Here is a 19,844-nt window from a genome sequence, read left to right as displayed (position 1 = left end):
GACATACTTAAAGAGATGTCAAAAATCCTCTCTTTTATAAAATACCACAAAAAAGGAGCAGTAGTTACCTACTCCTCCCTTCTAACATTGCTATAACTCTACAGGTTCATCATCCATTACACGAACAAATTGTCCGCTTGAGATTGGGTATCCTGCCTTGGTTACCTTCACTTTGACAATTTGACCAATCATATCAGGCGTACCTTCAAAGGCTACCTTCATATAATTCGCTGTATGCCCTAGTAACATACCTTCATGCGGTTCGCCAGCCTTGACGATTTCTTCAGGAATAACTTCTAAGACTTCTTGTTCAAAACGACTTGCATATTGTTTTGCTAATTGATCATTAAGTGATAATAAGCGATGTACACGCTCATTTTTCACTGTTTCATCAACCTGATCCTCCATACGCGCTGCAGGTGTGCCTGTACGTTTTGAGAATGGGAAGACATGAAGCTCTGCAAATTCATATTCACGAATGAAATTATAGGTTTCCATAAACTCTTCTTCTGTTTCACCCGGGAACCCTACAATAACATCTGAAGTAATCGCTAAATCTGGTAATACTTCTTTCAATTTAGTTAAACGTTCTCCAAAAAATTCCATCGTATATTTACGACGCATACGTTTTAACACCGTATCAGATCCGGCTTGAATTGGAATATGCAAATGATTGACAATAATTTTTGAATCTCTTAAAACATCCATTACTTCATCAGTAATTTGCGAAGCTTCAATTGATGAAATACGCAAACGCTTAAGACCCTTTACTTTCGTTTCAAGATCACGTAAAAGCATTGCTAAATTATAATCTTTTAAATCTTGACCGTAGCCACCTGTATGAATTCCTGTCAATACAATTTCTTTATATCCTGCATCAACAAGTTGTTGGGCTTGTTTTACAACCTGTTCAGGGTCTCGCGAACGCATTAAGCCTCGAGCCCAAGGAATAATACAAAATGTACAGAAGTTATTACAGCCTTCTTGTATTTTTAAAGATGCTCGCGTACGGTCTGTAAAATAGGGTACATCAAGCTCTTCATAAACACGATTTTTCATAATATTACGTACTGCATTAATGGGTTGACGTTCTTTTTTATACTCTTCAATTAAACCTAATAATTTTTGACGGTCTTGTGTTCCAACAACAATATCAACACCTGGAATTGCCATAATTTCTGCTGGTGATGTTTGTGCATAACAACCAGTTACACAAATAACAGCATCTGGATTTTTACGAACAGCTCGGCGAATCACTTGACGGCTTTTTTTGTCTCCACTATTCGTCACTGTACATGTATTAATCACATATACATCTGATTGGTGGTCAAAATCGGTACGCTCGTAACCATCTTCTTTAAATAATTGCCAAATTGCTTCTGTTTCGTAATGATTTACTTTACAACCTAATGTGTGAAAAGCCACCTTAGACAAGGTTGCGACACCTCTTTCTAATTACTCAAATTCATATGAAATTGCAGACAGCATATAAAGTGGTGCTGTTTCTGCACGTAAAATTCTTGGCCCTAAAGAGGTTGTAATGACACCTGCTGCACGGAGTTTTTCTGCTTCATCACGCGCAATACCACCTTCTGGTCCAAAAATAACCAATATCGATTTGCAATCGTAAATTTTTTTTAGTTTATCAACGAGTCGTGTGCGCTCTTTTACTTTTGCATCTTCTTCATCTGCTACAAAGACAACATCATACTTTGCACACTTTTTAACAAGTTGCGCAAAAGAAACTGGCTGTTCTACGACCGGAATATGTGTGCGGTGAGATTGCTCTGCTGCTTCTTTTGCAATCTTTTGTAAACGTTCTATTTTTTTCGCGCTTTTCTTAGCATCCCACTTCACAATAGAACGCGCCGCTTCAAATGGTAGTATGCCGTACATACCCAATTCTGTACCCTTTTGAACAATCAAATCTAACTTATCACCTTTAGGTAATCCACAAGCAATTGTTACATCGATTGGTAATTCAGGTGATGGAATTGTACGTCCCGTTTGTTGAACCAAAACATCGTGCTCGTTAAAGGCAGTTATTGCACAAATATGTGCTGTTTCCTCACATTCAACAACAATGATTTCTTCTCCTTCACGCATGCGCATTACTTTTGTAATATGACGTGCATCGTCTCCAGTTAACGTCACTGTACCTTCATGAAATCGTTCTTCTATAAAATATCGTTGCATCGTCTTACTCCGGTTTACGTGACACAATCGTTACCCAGTCTTCCATCATCATCACTTCATCGATGACAAATCCTGCTTCCGTAAGAGATTGTTTCACGTCTTCTTTTTTCGTTTCAATAATACCTGATGTGATGAAAAGACCACCTGGTTTAACAACTGTATATGCATCATTTGTAAAGGTCATAATGATTTCAGCTAAAATATTTGCGACTACGATATCTGCAGGTTCTCTTACGGTATCAAGTAAGTCCCCCTCGACAACGTCGATTGTGCTTGTAATATGATTTAGTGCAATATTTTCCTTTGCAGCCGTTACTGCAATAGGGTCTAAATCAAGTGCGTGTACATGACTTGCACCTAACATTGATGCGCCGATTGCTAAAACGCCAGAACCAGTACCAACATCTGTTACGTACATATCTTTTTGTACATATTTTTCTAATGCTTGTAAACTCATGACAGTCGTTGGATGTGTCCCCGTACCAAATGCCATTCCTGGATCTAATTCAATCATCAATTCATCGCTTTCAACAGGCTCGTAATTCTCCCAAGATGGAACAATTGTAAAGCGATTTGAAATTTTCACGGGATGATAATATTGTTTCCAAGTAGTAGACCAATCTTCTTCATCTACTTCTGAAAGTGATACAAGATTTTCACCAACATTAATATTGAAGTTCTTAAGATTATTGATTGCAAGTTTGATTTCTTCGACTGTTTCAGCTAAAAAACTTGATACGGGTAAATATGCTTTGACGATAACTCCATCTGCAGGAAAATCTTCACGATCTAACGCATAAATTTCTCCGTATTGTTGGTCGCGTTGTCGTTCAAAATCTTGTGAGTCCTCAATCACGACGCCACTAGCGCCGGCCTCATGTAAAATATTCGAAATTGCGTCTACCGCTTCTTCCGATGTGTGAATGGATAGTTCTGACCATTTCACTTGCAATCAACTCCTAATTTTAGTCTTTTAAATCATTAATTTTACGTTTAATCTTATCAAATAATGAGCTACCTTGTTCTTCCGGAATGTCACCAGAAATTTCCGCAAACTCACGTAATAGTTCTTTTTGTTTTGCATTTAATTTTTTAGGTGTAATAACTTTTACAATGACATGTTGATCCCCTTGCCCGTAACCTTGAACATTTTTAACACCTTTGCTACGTAAACGGAATCGATCGCCGCCTTGTGTACCAGCAGGAATTTTCATTTTCACTTTACCGTGTACAGTTGGTACTTCGATTTCATCTCCTAATGCAGCTTGCGCGAATGTAATTGGTAATTCGTAGTAAATATCATCGCCATCACGTTCGAATTTATCGCTTTGTCGTACACGTACTGTTACGTATAAGTCACCGTATGGTCCACCATTTAATCCAGCTTCACCTTTACCACTTACACGAATTGTTTGACCGTGGTCAATCCCTTCAGGAATCGAAACTTTAATTTTTGTACGTTTTTTCATTTTACCTGCACCGTGGCAAGTATCACATTTTTCTTTAATAATCGATCCTGTACCACCACATACTTGACAGGCACGACGATTTGTCATTTGACCGAATGGTGTATTAACGGTTTCATTCACTTGTCCTACACCATGACAGTGAGAACATGTCTCTTTTGTTGTACCTGGTTTTGCACCTGAACCATGACATGTATCACATGTTTCGTCACGCACAAGTTCGATTTCTTTTTCAACCCCAAAAATAGCTTCTTCAAACGTTAAGACGATTGAATGCTCGATATCTGCACCTTTACGCGGTGCATTTGGATCACGACGTCGGCTGCTTCCGCCTCCGCCTCCGAAGAATGAACTAAAGATGTCTTCAAATCCTCCGAAGTCACCGCCACCTCCGAAGCCGCCAAATCCGCCGCCTCCAAAGCCCTGCTGTGCTCCAGCATGACCAAATTGATCATATTGAGCACGTTTCTGGTCATCACTTAACACTTCATATGCTTCTGCGATTTCCTTAAATTTTTCAGCCGCACTAGGTTCTTTATTAATATCTGGGTGATACTGTTTTGATAATTTTCGGTATGCCTTTTTTATCTCTGCTTGTGTCGCTGTTTTTTCGACGCCAAGCACTTCATAATAATCACGTTTTTCCATTTGTGTTCTTCAACTCCGCTCTATTCACATAGCTATTATTGTATCATGTTTTTTTCTGTTTCGATATATTGAAAAGAGCCAAAGCCCGGATACGGTCTTTGGCTCTTTATATACGATGGACTTTTACTAAAAGCTATTTAGTTGTCTATCTTTCGATACGCCAATTAGGCATCATCATTATTTTTTGTCTTCGTCTACTTCAGTGAAGTCTGCATCTACAACGCCGTCATCTTTTTTAGATGCTGTGTCAGCACCAGCCTCGCCTTGTTCTGCTTGTTGTGCAGCAGCCGCAGCTTGTTCGTAAACTTTCATTACTAGTGGTTGTAATAAACCTTCTAATTTTTCTTTTGCAGCTTTAATGCCTTCAAGTTCGCCAGCTTCGATTGCTTTTGCTAACTCATCTTTCGCTTCTAAAACTGGTTTTTTCTCATCTTCTGTCACTTGTTCACCAAGGTCAGTTAATGTTTTATCAGTTTGGAATACTAATTGATCTGCTTCGTTTTTAAGATCTGCTTCCTCTTTACGTTTTTTATCAGCGTCTGCATTTGCTTCTGCTTCTTGTACCATACGTTCGATATCTTCTTCAGATAAACCTGAATCAGATTGGATTGTAATGTTTTGTTGTTTTTGTGTACCTAAATCTTTAGCTGTAACACTTACAATACCATTTTTATCAATATCAAATGTTACTTCGATTTGTGGAATACCACGTGGTGCAGCAGGAATATCTGATAATTGGAAACGACCTAATGTTTTGTTATCAGCAGCCATTGAACGTTCACCTTGTAAAACGTGAATATCTACAGCTGGTTGGTTATCTGCAGCAGTTGAGAATACTTGAGATTTAGATGTTGGGATTGTTGTATTACGGTCGATTAATTTTGTAAATACGCCGCCCATTGTTTCAATACCTAGAGAAAGTGGCGTTACATCAAGTAATACGACGTCTTTTACATCCCCTGTAAGTACGCCGCCTTGAACTGCAGCACCTAATGCCACTACTTCATCAGGATTTACACCTTTATGAGGTTCTTTACCTGTTGCTTTTTGTACAGCTTCTTGAACTGCAGGGATACGAGTAGAACCACCAACAAGAATTACTTGATCGATTTCTGAAGCAGAAAGACCAGCATCTTTAAGCGCTTGACGAGTAGGAACCATTGTACGTTCTACTAAATCAGCAGTTAATTCGTTGAATTTTGCACGAGATAGAGATACTTCTAAGTGTAATGGACCTTCTGCACCCGCAGTAATGAATGGTAGTGAAATTTGAGTTGTAGATACACCAGAAAGTTCTTTTTTCGCTTTTTCAGCAGCATCTTTTAAACGTTGTAATGCCATTTTATCTTGAGCAAGATCAATGCCGTTTTCCTTTTTGAATTCTGCTACTAAATAATCAATGATTTTTTGGTCGAAGTCATCACCACCAAGACGGTTGTCACCAGCAGTTGCTAATACTTCAAATACACCATCACCTAGTTCAAGGATAGATACGTCAAATGTACCTCCACCAAGGTCAAATACTAAAACTTTTTGGTCAACGTCTTGTTTTTCTAAACCGTAGGCAAGTGCTGCTGCTGTTGGTTCGTTGATAATACGTTCTACTTCAAGACCAGCAATTTTACCAGCATCTTTTGTTGCTTGGCGCTCTGCATCGTTGAAGTAAGCAGGAACAGTAATAACCGCTTTTGTTACTTTTTCGCCTAAATAATCTTCAGCATATTCTTTTAAATGTGTAAGAATCATTGCTGACACTTCTTGTGGTGTATATTCTTTATCTTCTACTTTTACTTTATAATCCGTACCCATATGACGTTTAATTGAAATAATTGTGTTAGGATTTGTGATCGATTGGCGTTTTGCTACTTCACCAACTTGGCGTTCGCCATTTTTGAAAGCAACAACTGAAGGAGTTGTACGTGCGCCTTCTTTGTTAGCGATTACGATTGGTTCGCCACCTTCTAATACTGCTACACATGAATTTGTTGTACCTAAGTCAATACCAATAATTTTAGACATATTAAATTTTCCTCCTATATTTAAGCGCCTATTTTAGACGTTTGTTCCATTATATTTATATATTTATTATACGTTCTTGACTGCGAATGGTTTCAGTTATTCATTAACCTTTACCATAGCTGGTCGTAAAACGCGATCTTTTAATTGATAGCCACGTTGAAGCTCTTGAAGTACGATGCCAGATTCTTGCTCTGGATTTGATTCTTGCATAACAGCTTGATGAATATTTGGATCAAACACTTCACCTTCTGTTGCAATAATTTTTAAACCTTCTTTAGTTGTGGCTTCAACAAGCGAACGATAAACCATATCAATACCTTTTTTCATATTTTGCGCTTCTTCAGAAGTCGCCTCTACTGACAAAGCACGTTCAAAGTTATCAAGCACTGGCAGTAGATCTGTTAATAATGTTTGGGCACGATATTTAGCTTGCGCCTCGCGGTCTAGTTGACTACGACGTTTTAAGTTATCGAAATCCGCACGAAGACGTAAATAGCGTTCTTCTTCAGCTACAAGTTTCGCCTCTAGCTCAGCTACAGGATCCACTTCTTCTGCAACTTCCTCTTCGACAATTTCTTCAACAGCCTCAGATGATTCTGTTGTTTCAATTGTTTCTTCAACAGCTTCATTTTCTTCCATTACTTGCTCTTGATTTTCATTTTTCTCAGTCACTGGTCATCCTCCTTCAAGATGTCGGCTTAGCGATTGTTCGTCAGCAGTCGGCTTAAATCACCGCTCATAAAATCGAGCAATGTTACGACACGCTTGTAGTCCATACGTTTAGGACCAATAATTGCAATTGAGCCATGTTGATTATCGCCTGCATCAAATGACGCCGTAATAATACTACAATCCTCCATTGCCAATAAATTATTTTCCGAGCCAATTCGAATTTGTACGCCTTGTTGATTTCCTGCCTGGAAAAGCGTTTGTACTTGTGGCGTTTTATCCATCAAGTCTAATAACATGCGCACCTTATTAATATCATGAAACTCAGGTTGGTTTAACATATTTGTTTTACCACCGTAATAAACGCGTCCTTCTTCTTGTGCAGAGATTCTATTAAATAGACTCGACACAAAATCACTGTACGCACCAACATGTTCTTTAATAAGCTTTGCAATTTCACCATCCATACGTAAAGGGATTTCAACAAGTGGCTTGCCTACTAATCGTTCATTTAAAATATTCACGACTTTCTCAATACGACGCATTGAAAAATCCTCTGGTAATGTAAACACACGATTTTCAACATGCCCACTATCTGTCACGATAATCGCAACCGCTTGCGTAGAAGATAGTGGGACGATTTGGAATCGTTTGACCTTATGCATATGGACATCAGGACCTAAAATAACAGACGTATACGTTGTTAAATCGGACAAAATATTAGCGGATTCACGAATCATTTGCTCAGTTTCCATTAACTGATCTGCATAGATCGAGCGAATGGATGCAATTTCTTGGTTCGTAATTACTTGAGGTTTTAGCAAATGATCCACGTAAAATCTATATCCTTTTTCCGATGGCACACGCCCCGAAGAAGTATGTGTCTTTTCTAAAAAACCTAAGTCTTCTAAATCCGCCATTTCATTGCGAATTGTAGCAGAACTAAATGACACATTGTCTTTTTTCGCAATTTGACGTGAACCGACCGGCTGTCCAGAAGAGATAAAATCGTCAACGATTACTTGTAACACTTGAAGTTGTCGATTTGTTAACATGATCATCACCTCTTTTTTAGCACTCGTTGTTAGTGAGTGCTAACACTATATTCAATATAACGAATGTTACTTTTTATGTCAACGTATAAGCTTATGAATCTAACAAAAATTGTTGAAAAACTTCATTTCCAACAAAACGCCCCTTATAACTTAATTTCAATGCATCTTCCGTATTTTCCACTAATGCTTCTTTCACAAGTTCCTCAATATGATTTGAAAACAATTGCTCCATTGGTAAATCAAATTTTTCAATAAAATGTTGTTTCGATACACCATCGATTTTACGCAGCCCTAAAAACATTTCTTCTTCAATAGACTCCTGCTTCGTTACAACATGTGTATTTAATAGAGGAAAGTCTCCATTTTCTATTGCTTCAATATATTTTTTTAACGGTCCAATATTTTGATAGCGAACTCCATCTAAGTAACCGCTTGCACCAGCACCAAAACCTGCGTATTCATCATTTTCCCAATAAATACAGTTATGTGTCGATTCAAAGCCTGGTTTAGCAAAATTACTAATTTCATATTGTTTTAATCCATGCGCTTCCATTTGATGCATCAGCATATCATACATTTTTGCTTCTGAATCTTCTCCCGGTAAACTCAATTTCCCTTTATTCATGAGGTTATAGAAAATCGTTTTAGGTTCTACAATAAGTGAATACGCTGAAAAATGCGGAAGCTCTAATGAAAAAGCAATATCTAATGTTTCTTGCCACTGTTCAATGGTTTGTCCCGGTAATCCATACATTAAATCGATGCTAATATTATCAAAACCTACCTCTTTTGCATCGCGAAGTGTCGAAAAGACATGGTCATTTGAATGCGTACGGCCTAATTTTTTTAAAATCTCTTGGTCAAATGATTGTACACCTAAACTCAATCGATTGATGCCATATTTTTTTAATACAAGTAATTTATCATGTGTTAATTCATCTGGATTCGCCTCTGAAGAAAATTCTGTCACGTTGTTTACCGGTAAATATAAATGAATTAACTCCATTAATCTTGTTAGTTGTTCAACTGATAAGGATGTCGGTGTCCCGCCTCCTAGAAAAATCGTTTCAATATTTACGAATGCTGTCGGATTTTTTTCAACAGTCATACGCATTTCTTGTCCAATTGCTTCAATATATTCACCTACTGGCTGATTTTTAAAGAACACTTTATTAAAATCACAATAGTTACAAATTTGATGACAAAAAGGAATGTGTATATAAACACCTCTAGCCATTTGTAGATCCCTACTTTCTTTCTCGTTAAAGTTCTGCTTAAGTGTACCGTATTTTCAGCTAAAACTATACCGACAGCTTTTCTCATAAATAAAAGAACGCATCACACTTGCTTTTACAAGTATGATGCGCTCTTTTATATCTTTCTATTTTTATACGGCCGTTGTACGCCATAATTTATTCGATGGTTCAATTCGTTGATTTTGGATTGTTTTTAACTCCGCAATTTTCTTTTGCATGTGAGAAATGTTTTTTTCAAAATGATTTAGACGTTTCTCAATTGTCAAAATTAAACTGTCTAGACGTGCTTCATCTTTGTCTAACATGTTTCTCACCCCTTCAATTTCTACTATGCTAATAGGATAAACCAATGATAGCAGATAGCAGAATGTTTGTATATAACTTTTTACTCATGATTTTGCGCTTTTTCGACGTTACTTAAAAAGACTAAAAGCCATAAATATTGAAATTATTTTTTTACCTAAAGTCTCACTATAATATTCATAAAACTAGATATAGTTATTTTATACTTGAAAAAAACACCAAATAATTACAAAACAATTCTTCCTATACTAGTCTTTTTACCCTCAGTCCATATTTTAAAACAATTTCCTAACACTTATTGTATTTTTCTATCAATTCCATTCAAACAGTCTTTTTCGTTGGATAGACGATTTGTGCTTCGACGCGTTGTCAACAATGTTTGATTTTTCAAAATCACTAGTACACCAGCAAGTACGACTAATGTTAAATAAACGCTAATACCTCTGCGCCAATTAGCCTCTTTAGCCCGCGGTAAAATATAAAATATAAAAACAGCAATAGCAAGATTTAACCAAGCAGCGCGAGAAAAACTAATCAACACGGCTCCAACAAAAATTATTAATAGCACGAAATATAGTGCTCGATGTCTTTGTTCTAAAAGCCCTAGCATATACACCGCTGGAAGAACAAAATAAGGGCCAAAAACATTTGGGTCCTTAAAGAACATTTTAATACGCTCAAATAAAAACCAATCAGGTTTACCTGGCATAATACCAAAGTAAACACTAAGCGCCACAAGTGCTGTGATAAGAGCTCCTATTGTATAAAAAGTCATTAATTGTTCTGCTAAACGTGTTCGATAAATTTCACCAAACCCGACTACACCAGACCATGTAATAATTAAATATAGTGTGATTACAAAATAACTCATGCCGTCTATTGCTTCATATGCCATCCATGTTGAAATAAAATTTGCGACAATAAAACCAACTAAAAATAACGTACCAAGTAACGTTTCTTTTGAAACATACAAGCGCTTTAAAAGAATAGCGAGGATGGTTGCCAAAATTAACAATAAATCTATTGGTGTAGGTTCCATGACAACATAGGAGCTTGTTAGCATGCTAATGATTAAACATAGCATAATCATCCGATCAGATTTCACGCTGTTCTGAGTTGTTGATAACGTTGTCACGCTTATCACCTGCCTTATTCATCACTTGCCACGCAAAGATGGCACATACAATATAGCCTAATGTTGTCATAATACTAATCATCCAAAGCGCTTCAAAATGCGTCATTTTATGGGTGGATGCAAAAAACAATGCCAAAATAATAAACACAAGGCGAATGGACTCTGCAGTAATTTGCATATAAAAAGCCTCACATACTTGGAAAACGCCATTAATTGGTTGTAAAACCATTTTTGTGAAATACATTAATGATAGTATTTGAATAAATGTTACCGTCGTATCCCAACCATGACCAAAAAAAAATGTAAAACCAATTGGTGCTAAAATATCGATGCTAGCGATAATAACAAATGCGATGATAAATAGATGCTTCACTGTCTCTAAGCAATGTTTCTTTAAATCTTGTCCTTCTTGCATCATTTTGGCAGCTTGTGATAGATAAACTTGTGTTGCGGAAAACCCAACAAGATTTTCTGGCACTGTTAAAATTTTTTGTGCCAGATAATAAAAACCTGCTGTAGCAACATCAAAATAAGCCGCTAGAAATAATGCCGGTAAATTAACAGCAACGCTATAAATAACATTTGAAATGCTTGATATAAGTGGAAATTTTTTATAGCGTACAAGTATTTCTTTCGCCTGATGAAACGTTGTATGATTCGCTTGTTGTAAATCTTTTTTATAATAGCGTACATACTGTATCATGCCTGTTAACCGCCCCAGCATTTCTCCGAGCAATAAGCCGATGACACCAATATTTAAAAACCCAAATACTAATTGTCCAAAACCTTGTCCGGTATTCATCGAAATTTTTGCTCGATTAATAACGTCGTACTGCTCATAACGCAATGCCCAATTATTCATCGATTGGAAAATGCCTACAAATAATAAGCTCAGCCCTAAAATCCAAAAGAATGAATGCGTTTCACCAATGCCAATCCAAGTCGTAAAAGGGGTCGTCACAAGAAGTAAAATAACGATTCCTGCTACGATAAATGTACTAGCATTTGCAATGAATAATAAAGCCAGCGCCGCCTTTTTTTCTTTTGGCAACACAAGAGCCGCTTCATAACGCAACGAGACAATAATCATCAACACATATAAAATCGACGTAAAAATGGACAATACCCCAAAGTCTTCCGGTGTATACAGTCTCGTTAAAACGGGTGTGATGCAGAGCAGAATGATGCTTGAAACTGCTGAACCAGCAACTAATACAGATAACGCACGAATAAAACGATGCTTCATTTGCTTCTGCAACCACTTCTTCATAGTCAGCTCCCCCTACTTCGCAATGACGATGCCTAAACGATGCATCTTCAGTTGAACGACTTTTTTTAAAATGGATTTCGCTTGCTTTAAAGTGGTTTTTTTCGCATCAACGCAATAAATAAACTGTGTTTGATTAGAGGCCACTAGCATCGTTTCTGCGCTATCTAACTGTGATGTTTCAACTAGTACAATATCGTACTGTTGTTCTAACTCATTGTATTTTTGTTGTAATGCAGAGAATGGTGTTGCCGTACTATAGATGAATGCATCGGGCTCGCCTTCATTTGTTTTAACAAAGTGGGCATTCCCTTCTATTTGCTTTAATACAACTACCTGCTTATGCTGCGCTAATAATTGGCTAAGTTGTTGTAAATAACCGCTCTTTTCCTTTGCCGAATTTAATAATAAAACGGTTTTTTTACCCAATTTTACTTCTCCTTGAATTAGCGCCGCTATATGATAAAGCCACTGTTGAGCTGAGTCTTTCTTTGTAACTTTAGCAAGTAAAGGCACATTCAGACGCTGCACATTTGTTTCCGTATCTACCTTTGTGCTATAAATCTCTCGCAGTAGACAATAACAAATTGCTAACAGGAGACCAATTACGCCACCAATTAAAATGCTTACTAATTCGTTAAATGTACTATCTTGATTCGATGTACTTTGTGTCGCTGGATTTAGCACAAGTGCTGTATTAATTTTTGAATAATTCGTCAATTCTTTTTTGAACACTGTCGCAATTTTATTAACTAGTTTTACAGGCTCCAGCTCATTATCTGCTTTCGCTGTAATCGTAATTAGTTGTGACGTGTTAATCATCGTAATTTTCACTTGTTCATTGTACTCATTTGTTGTTAAATCAAAATTTCCTTGCTCATTCACTTTCTTAATTAACGCACTACTTGTTAAAACTTCGCGATATGTCTCCATCATATTTTGCGTATACAATAGATTGTCGCTTTTATCTGTCTCAATTAAAATTTCTGTCGTCGCCTCATACTTAGGTTTCATTTGAGTAGAAATAACATACCCTAAGACAATTCCTAAAATTGTAGTTAAAAGAATAAGCCATTTTTTACGCCATAGTACTAGTAACAATTCTTGTAATGAATAGGGAGGTTCTAGCGTTTTCATCCGTTAATACGCCCCCTTCCGTTTAATAACTTGCATAATCGTTTTTTGTACAATCTCCACATCCATCTTAAAATTAAAATGTTCTACATAATAACGATCAAATTCAATTTTTTGTCCATGATTAATAGTAGAACGCCCATTAACTTGTGCCCAACCAGTTATACTAGGTTTTACATCTAAGCGTTTTGTTTGATAAGGTGAATAATAGAATGCACAGCTAGGTGTCTCAGGACGTGGACCTACAATACTCATTTCTCCTTTTAAAACATTTAACACTTGTGGAAGCTCATCAATACTCGTTTTACGCAACTACTTCCCTACTTTTGTAATGCGCGGATCCTCTAAACTATCTTTGAACACGAATGTATCTGGGATACCATTTGACCAAGAACTCCGATTTTTTGAATTAACCGGTAAGCCCAATTGATTTGTATACATTGTTCTAAATTTCCACATTGTAAATATTTTTCCCTTTTTACCAACTCGCTGTTGTTTAAAAAAAATAGGACGTCCATCGTTTACTAAAATCACAATAATCGCCAGCAAGAAAATAGGTACTAAAAATGGGAGCGCAAGAAGTGAAAATGTTAGGTCGAATGTTCTTTTCCCAAATAATTTATATTGCTGCATAAATCCACCTCTTTATCTTCTTTCTATATTCTTTAGTTAAACTAAAATAAGGAAATCAAAACCCAATTTGTTATATTCCTTTGTAAATTGCTATAAAATGAATGTATTTTTACTTTTTTTTACATAAAAATATTTTTTAGAACTATTATATTTTTAAAAATTAAAACTAACAATATAAAACTAACTACTTATTGCTTAATTATAAAATCACTTATTAAAACTTTAAAAAAATATAGGTATTTTAGGTTAACAATTATTTCTTTATTGGTAAATTTTAAAGTAAAAAAAGAAGACCCCCTTACGAAAGGTCTTCTTCATATTTTTAATTATTTTTTCGGTTGATCATCGTCCATTTTAAGAACAGCCATGAACGCTTCCTGTGGAACTTCTACTGAGCCAACTTGTTTCATACGTTTTTTACCTTCTTTCTGTTTCTCAAGAAGTTTACGTTTACGTGAAATATCGCCGCCGTAGCATTTTGCTAATACGTTTTTACGCATCGCTTTAATTGTTGAACGCGCAACAATTTTATTTCCGATCGCTGCTTGAATTGGCACTTCAAATTGCTGACGTGGGATTAACTCACGTAGCTTATCAACAATTACTTTACCTCGTTCATATGCAAAGTCACGGTGTACAATAAAGCTTAATGCATCAACCTGTTCAGCATTTAATAAAATATCCATCTTCACAAGTTTCGAAGGTTGATAGCCAATCATTTCATAGTCGAATGATGCATAGCCTTTTGTTGACGATTTTAATTGGTCGAAGAAATCATATACAATTTCAGATAATGGCATTTCATAGAAAATATTAACACGTGTCGTATCAATATAATCCATTGTTAAGAAATTCCCACGTTTACGCTGGCAAATTTCCATAACAGCACCAACATAATCATTTGGAACCATGATATTTGCTTTTACATAAGGCTCTTCGATTTGCTGAATCTTTTGTGGATCTGGCATTTCAGATGGATTCGCTACTTGAACTTCTTCGCCATCTGTCATTTGTACATGATAAATTACAGATGGTGCCGTTGTAATTAAATCAATATTAAATTCACGTTCAATACGCTCTTGAATAATTTCCATGTGTAGTAAACCTAAGAAACCACAGCGGAAACCGAAACCTAATGCTTGTGATGTTTCTGGTTCATATTGAAGGGCCGAGTCATTTAACTCTAATTTTTCTAATGCCTCACGTAAATCATTATATTTTGCAGTATCAATTGGGTATAATCCACAGTAAACCATTGGATTTAGTCGACGGTATCCTGGTAATGGCTCTGCTGCTGCATTGATAACAGAAGTGACTGTATCACCGACACGCGTATCACCTACATTTTTAATAGAGGCTGTTAAATAGCCTACATCCCCTACTGTAAGGAAGTCACGTGGCGTCATTTTTGGGGTATGCACACCTACTTCTATAACTTCGAACTCGGCACCTGTCGCCATCATACGAATTGTATCGCCTGGTTTTACAGTTCCTTCTGCGATACGAATAGAAATAATTACACCGCGGTAGGCATCATAAACAGAGTCAAAGATTAATGCTTGTAATGGTGCTTCCGGGTCTCCTTCTGGTGCTGGAACTTTTTCTACGATTTGCTCTAAAATATCTTCAATACCAATCCCTGCTTTTGCAGAAGCTAATACTGCTTCTGATGCATCAAGACCGATAACATCTTCTACTTCTTGACGTACACGTTCTGGATCTGCAGAAGGTAAGTCGATTTTATTGATAACGGGCAAAATTTCAAGATCGTTATCAAGTGCTAAATAAACATTGGCTAATGTTTGAGCTTCAATACCTTGTGCAGCATCTACAACTAAAATAGCGCCTTCACAAGCAGCTAAACTACGTGATACTTCATACGTAAAATCGACGTGTCCTGGTGTGTCGATTAAATGCATTGTATATTCTTGACCATCTTTTGCCTTGTAGTTCAATTGCACGGCATTTAACTTAATTGTAATTCCTCGTTCTCGTTCCAAATCCATTGAGTCTAATAATTGATTTTTCATTTCACGAGATGTTAGTGCTTCAGTTTTTTCTAAAATACGATCGGCAAGCGTCGATTTACCATGGTCGATATGCGCGATGATAGAAAAGTTACGAATATGTGATTGTCTATCTAATAGTTCTTGTCGATTCATTTATTTTCACTCCTATTTAAACTACTAGAATTATAGCAGTCGCAGTAGTACATTGGCAATATTCCGTGCATTTCCTACGAAATTCTTAAAAAAAATGCACTTTTTTTCTGTCAAGTAAATATTCTTTGCATTTCTCTCTTGCATTTACATAACTTGCTTTGCTATAATAATGCTTGTTGTATTAGATACAGACACAAGTTGAGAATTTTGCTCATCTCGATTTATCCTAGGAGGTGAATTTCATGCCAAACATCAAATCTGCTATCAAACGCGTTAAAGTTGCAGAAAAAGCGAATGCTGCTAACGTACAAGTTAAATCTGCTATGCGTACTGCAATCAAAAAAGCTGAAACTGCTTTAGTTGCTAAAGACGAAAACGCTGCTGAATTATTAACAGCTGCAGTTAAATCTGTAGATAAAGCTGCTTCAAAAGGCTTAATCCACAAAAACGCTGCTTCACGTACAAAAGCTCGTTTAATGAAAAAAGCTTAATTCTATATAATATAGAAAGAAAAAAGACGTTCCGATTGGAACGTCTTTTTTCTTTTATTTTATATTATATCCAATCGGTTTCATCAAGAAAAACTCTAAAAATCGCGCACGATTGCCACTCATTGTTTTTAATTGTAAATCTACTTCACCTAAACCATAAAGGGCATCAAGCAATTGTTGGTCGCCAATATGCCCTCGGTCTTCAACAATTCGCTTCACACGATACGGGTTTACTTTCAATTGTTTTGAAATTTGTTGTGGGTGATACCCCTTTGTCAGTAAATAATACACGTTAGACATTAAGCGCACTTGAGATGATATTAATGCTACAAGCGCAATCGGTTCTTCTTTTTGTCGCAATAAATCATGATAAGTTGCTAAAGAAGTCGTTTTGTCTCCTCGAATATACGCATTCAGCAGTTTAAAAACATCTTGTTCAAGTGTTTTGGCGACCATTTCTTCTACTAATGGTGGTTCAATCAATTCATTTGAATTTGCTGTATACAATGCTAGTTTATCAATTTCTGAACGTAGTTGTAGCATATCCATCCCAACCATTTCAATCAGTTGCGCAATTGCCGCATCTGATATCATCGCATTACGATTAGTTACTTCATTTTTCACCCAGATAGCCAGATCGCGTTCTTTTGGTGTTTCAGCAAATAAATAAAGTGCATGTTCTTTCATCTGTTTCGTTATTTTTTTACGTTCATCCAACTTGGGATATGGTGCAATAAACACTGTTACAGAGGTATCTGATGGAAACTGCAAAAAACGCTCTAATTTCTTTAAATCATGATTCAGTTTCTCTTTCCCTTTTTCCGTTGCCTTTAAAAAAGAAGCATTTTTTGCAATCACTAACTTTTTATCGGAGAAAAATGGGATTGTATCTGCTTCATCGATTACTTCATCCACAAGATGCTCTTCTAAATCATAATTCATAATATCAAGTTCGCCTTGTTCTGCTAATTTATCTTTCAATCGACGCAGCGTTTCGTCGATAAAATACGTCTCTTCGCCAACAATAATGTAGACAGGTGCGATATGCCCGTTTGTGATTTCTTTCCATACTTTTTGAAACATATAACCAACTCCTATAATACGTTAAGTATACACAAAAAAAATGCCCACAGTCACCTTCCTCTATTGCTTATATCGAAAATCATACAAATTAACGATTCGTTAACACATACCAAGAGTCTTTCACAATCACCTCTATCGTTCCATCCTCTGCTGTATTTAACGTTGGAATTGAATTTGCGTCAAAACGCGCTCGAATTTCTTGCGCAGGGTGACCATAGCGATTATTAATACCTGTTGAAAAAATAGCAAGCTGCGGCTGCGTTGTTTGTAAAAATGCTTCTGAGCTTGACGTTTTCGAGCCATGATGACCTGGCGATAGAATGGTTGTATGAAGCGTTTTATCATCAAGAAGCTGTGATTCCCCTTCTGCTTCAATATCGCCTGTTAAAAGCGTTGAAAATGCGCCTTTCGACACTTTTAGCACCAGTGAATCATTATTTCCTTCATACGTCGTATCACGTGGCCAAATATACGAAAAACCCACCTCTCCTTTGTTAAAAGTATAACCCGCCATTCTTTCTCGTACAGGAATATGTTGACGCAATGCTTCATCCATAACATCTTTCATAACTGCTTTTTGTGAAGAATTCGGTGTAATATGCACTTCCTTCACTCGAAGCGATTGCATGACTTCCTCTGCTCCTTCTACATGATCAGCATCTGCGTGTGTCAAAATAAGCGTATCAATTGTGGTAAGTCCTCTTCCTTTTAAATAAGGAACGACGACTTGTCGCCCAACTTCATACGGCGAATCACTCGTTTTCCATGCTTCATCTTGAAAACGTAATACACCACCTACATCAATGACATAAACACCTTGGCGATGCGGCAATTCAATAATCGTACAATCTCCCTGTCCAACACTTAAATACGTAATACGAAGCTCATCATTTAATAATGGATTTATTTCAAGCATCATGACAGGAATTAATATGGTACAACTAGCTATAATATAGCGTTTTTTTTCGAATGCCAAAAAAAGAATAAATACTCCAACCATCGCAATGCCCAACCACAGCATATCTGGTTTACCCGGTTGCCAAAGTTGATAAGGCTGTTTTGACATCCAAAGTAAAAACGTCGTTAAATGTTCGCGTAGAGGCTCATAAATACTTAAAAACAGCGCGTTTAACTGTGGCGATAGATACGACAGCATCAAAAAAAAGATATTAAGTGGCAACACAATAAATGAAAATAAAGGCACCATCAGAATATTAACAAAAAACGAGGATAAACTAAGTTCATAAAAATGATGTAACAGAAGCGGATAAACAAGCATCTGACATACAAAGGTTAAAAAGAAAGCATTTTTTAGCCAATGACTTGTCATTAAAATTTTTGTTGAATAAATAAGCGCGACTGTAGCCAAATAAGACAGCTGAAATCCTACTTGATAAATTACACTTGGATTATAGAGAACAAATCCAATAAAAGTTAATGATAATGCATCTGCAGCAGTTAATTTAGTTTGTCTAAGCTGTAATAATACGACAACCATCGTCATAGCTGCCGAACGCCAGACAGATGCTGAACTCCCTGCAAGAACTGCATAAATTGGCAAAGCTATGAGCAAAATTATTTTTGCATGATGAAGACGCAAACCACAAAAAAGTAAAAGCTGATAAAATGCTCCTCCTAATAACGCAATATGAAGACCAGAAATTGCAAATAAATGCGTAATGCCTAATACTTGATAAGCACGAGATAAATCCGAATCGATATCCCGCTGATCACCAAATAATAAAGCCTTTGCCTCCGCTTGTAGCGATTCTGGAAAAGTTTCATCAATATGTTTTAAAAGTGTATAACGATACCTTCCAAGCTTTGTCATAATTCCTGTTTTATAGCGAATAACATTAAAATCCTCAATGTCATATATACCAATAGCATGCTGACTTTTTAAATAATCTATCATTGAAAATTGGTAGCGATGCAATGGCTTATTCGGTTCTGTTAGTTTCCCTTTTGCGTGAATTGTTAGACCTGTTAGTGCTGTATTTTCAAGTTGTTCTTTTTGTTTTGCACTCTCTATCGCATATGCCACATAAACTCGACCGTATTCGGACATTGCAAAGCCACGAAGCGTGCGACCGTTGATTTTTGTATTATCTTGAAATGTTAGTTGAATGGTTGATGGGAGGGTTGTAGGTAGCTGTGAGGTCGTATGTGTACGCCAAGCTGTTAAAAGTATTAAAAGAAGTAGCGTTATTAAAAATAACGTATTGTGACGACGCCAAATAAGGAAAATGACGTAGGGAATAAAAATCAAAAAAAGCTTTGGCGACACCGAAGCGGCTACTGTCGCTAATAATGTTGCCAAAGCCAAA

16 protein-coding genes and 1 pseudogene are annotated in these 19,844 nt (G+C 36.6%); 1 reads left to right on the top strand and 16 read right to left on the bottom strand.

Annotation, left to right across the window (positions count from 1 at the left end):
* Positions 1-90: 90 nt before the first annotated feature.
* From mtaB to lepA, 14 genes and pseudogenes are all read right to left on the bottom strand, one after another.
* Positions 91-1,434, bottom strand: a complete 1,344-nt coding sequence (gene mtaB, locus QI30_RS13565) for a tRNA (N(6)-L-threonylcarbamoyladenosine(37)-C(2))-methylthiotransferase MtaB (protein WP_126991155.1) — start codon at positions 1,432-1,434, stop codon at positions 91-93.
* 21 nt (positions 1,435-1,455) lie between these two features.
* A complete protein-coding gene (locus QI30_RS13560; RefSeq protein WP_126991154.1) occupies positions 1,456-2,196 on the bottom strand; it encodes a 16S rRNA (uracil(1498)-N(3))-methyltransferase in 741 nt (246 codons plus the stop codon).
* Positions 2,197-2,200: 4 nt separating this feature from the next.
* Positions 2,201-3,142 (bottom strand): 50S ribosomal protein L11 methyltransferase, encoded by a 942-nt coding sequence (prmA, locus tag QI30_RS13555; RefSeq protein WP_126991153.1) that lies wholly within the window; start codon positions 3,140-3,142, stop codon positions 2,201-2,203.
* 19 nt (positions 3,143-3,161) lie between these two features.
* The gene (dnaJ, locus tag QI30_RS13550; RefSeq protein ID WP_126991152.1) at positions 3,162-4,310 is read right to left on the bottom strand and encodes a molecular chaperone DnaJ; all 1,149 of its coding nucleotides are present in this window, start codon (positions 4,308-4,310) and stop codon (positions 3,162-3,164) included.
* 177 nt (positions 4,311-4,487) lie between these two features.
* Positions 4,488-6,329, bottom strand: coding sequence for a molecular chaperone DnaK (dnaK, locus tag QI30_RS13545; protein ID WP_126991151.1), 1,842 nt, complete (start codon positions 6,327-6,329; stop codon positions 4,488-4,490).
* A gap of 96 nt (positions 6,330-6,425) precedes the next feature.
* Positions 6,426-7,001, bottom strand: a complete 576-nt coding sequence (gene grpE, locus QI30_RS13540) for a nucleotide exchange factor GrpE (protein WP_126991150.1) — start codon at positions 6,999-7,001, stop codon at positions 6,426-6,428.
* Between the two features lie 26 nt (positions 7,002-7,027).
* Positions 7,028-8,053 carry a heat-inducible transcriptional repressor HrcA gene (gene hrcA / locus QI30_RS13535; RefSeq protein WP_126991149.1) on the bottom strand — a complete coding sequence of 342 codons (1,026 nt, stop codon included), beginning with the start codon at positions 8,051-8,053 and terminating at the stop codon, positions 7,028-7,030.
* A gap of 91 nt (positions 8,054-8,144) precedes the next feature.
* Positions 8,145-9,290 carry a radical SAM family heme chaperone HemW gene (hemW, locus tag QI30_RS13530; RefSeq protein WP_126991148.1) on the bottom strand — a complete coding sequence of 382 codons (1,146 nt, stop codon included), beginning with the start codon at positions 9,288-9,290 and terminating at the stop codon, positions 8,145-8,147.
* A gap of 150 nt (positions 9,291-9,440) precedes the next feature.
* Entirely contained in the window at positions 9,441-9,614 is a 174-nt protein-coding gene (locus QI30_RS20470) for a hypothetical protein (RefSeq protein WP_158621038.1), read from the bottom strand.
* 293 nt (positions 9,615-9,907) lie between these two features.
* Entirely contained in the window at positions 9,908-10,747 is an 840-nt protein-coding gene (locus QI30_RS13525; protein ID WP_126991147.1) for an O-antigen ligase family protein, read from the bottom strand.
* On the bottom strand, positions 10,707-12,017 hold the full coding sequence (locus QI30_RS13520) for a lipopolysaccharide biosynthesis protein (protein ID WP_126991146.1): 1,311 nt from the start codon (positions 12,015-12,017) through the stop codon (positions 10,707-10,709). Before QI30_RS13520 ends, QI30_RS13525 begins: the two co-directional genes overlap by 41 nt.
* Positions 12,018-12,029: 12 nt before the next feature.
* Entirely contained in the window at positions 12,030-13,151 is a 1,122-nt protein-coding gene (locus tag QI30_RS13515; protein ID WP_126991145.1) for a Wzz/FepE/Etk N-terminal domain-containing protein, read from the bottom strand.
* A gap of 3 nt (positions 13,152-13,154) precedes the next feature.
* A pseudogene (locus QI30_RS13510) lies at positions 13,155-13,781 on the bottom strand (sugar transferase).
* A 326-nt stretch (positions 13,782-14,107) separates the two neighbouring features.
* Positions 14,108-15,943 carry a translation elongation factor 4 gene (gene lepA / locus QI30_RS13505; protein ID WP_126991144.1) on the bottom strand — a complete coding sequence of 612 codons (1,836 nt, stop codon included), beginning with the start codon at positions 15,941-15,943 and terminating at the stop codon, positions 14,108-14,110.
* Between the two features lie 242 nt (positions 15,944-16,185).
* On the opposite strand from lepA, the gene rpsT reads away from it, so the two are divergent.
* On the top strand, positions 16,186-16,434 hold the full coding sequence (rpsT, locus tag QI30_RS13500; RefSeq protein WP_126991143.1) for a 30S ribosomal protein S20: 249 nt from the start codon (positions 16,186-16,188) through the stop codon (positions 16,432-16,434).
* 54 nt (positions 16,435-16,488) lie between these two features.
* Here the strand turns inward: rpsT and holA are convergent, their stop codons facing one another.
* Both holA and QI30_RS13490 read right to left on the bottom strand, forming a co-directional pair.
* Positions 16,489-17,517: a DNA polymerase III subunit delta gene (holA, locus tag QI30_RS13495; RefSeq protein ID WP_126991142.1), complete on the bottom strand. Its 1,029-nt coding sequence runs from the start codon at positions 17,515-17,517 to the stop codon at positions 16,489-16,491.
* An 88-nt stretch (positions 17,518-17,605) separates the two neighbouring features.
* Complete coding sequence (locus tag QI30_RS13490) at positions 17,606-19,843, bottom strand: DNA internalization-related competence protein ComEC/Rec2 (RefSeq protein WP_233600591.1); 2,238 nt, start codon at positions 19,841-19,843, stop codon at positions 17,606-17,608.
* Position 19,844: the final 1 nt, after the last annotated feature.

Origin of the sequence: Candidatus Kurthia intestinigallinarum (assembly GCF_003991225.1) — a bacterium.
Lineage (GTDB): Bacteria > Bacillota > Bacilli > Bacillales_A > Planococcaceae > Kurthia > Kurthia populi.
This window is presented reverse-complemented; position numbering and strand designations above follow the sequence as displayed.

Excerpts from the sequence above, each read along its gene's own strand:
- lepA (WP_126991144.1), bottom strand. The coding sequence starts at position 15,943 with ATGAATCGACAAGAACTATTAGATAGACAATCACATATTCGTAACTTT.
- hrcA (WP_126991149.1), bottom strand. The coding sequence starts at position 8,053 with ATGTTAACAAATCGACAACTTCAAGTGTTACAAGTAATCGTTGACGAT.
- QI30_RS20470 (WP_158621038.1), bottom strand. The coding sequence starts at position 9,614 with ATGTTAGACAAAGATGAAGCACGTCTAGACAGTTTAATTTTGACAATT.
- dnaK (WP_126991151.1), bottom strand. The coding sequence starts at position 6,329 with ATGTCTAAAATTATTGGTATTGACTTAGGTACAACAAATTCATGTGTA.
- dnaJ (WP_126991152.1), bottom strand. The coding sequence starts at position 4,310 with ATGGAAAAACGTGATTATTATGAAGTGCTTGGCGTCGAAAAAACAGCG.
- QI30_RS13520 (WP_126991146.1), bottom strand. The coding sequence starts at position 12,017 with ATGAAGAAGTGGTTGCAGAAGCAAATGAAGCATCGTTTTATTCGTGCG.
- rpsT (WP_126991143.1), top strand. The coding sequence starts at position 16,186 with ATGCCAAACATCAAATCTGCTATCAAACGCGTTAAAGTTGCAGAAAAA.
- QI30_RS13515 (WP_126991145.1), bottom strand. The coding sequence starts at position 13,151 with ATGAAAACGCTAGAACCTCCCTATTCATTACAAGAATTGTTACTAGTA.
- QI30_RS13560 (WP_126991154.1), bottom strand. The coding sequence starts at position 2,196 with ATGCAACGATATTTTATAGAAGAACGATTTCATGAAGGTACAGTGACG.
- holA (WP_126991142.1), bottom strand. The coding sequence starts at position 17,517 with ATGTTTCAAAAAGTATGGAAAGAAATCACAAACGGGCATATCGCACCT.
- hemW (WP_126991148.1), bottom strand. The coding sequence starts at position 9,290 with ATGGCTAGAGGTGTTTATATACACATTCCTTTTTGTCATCAAATTTGT.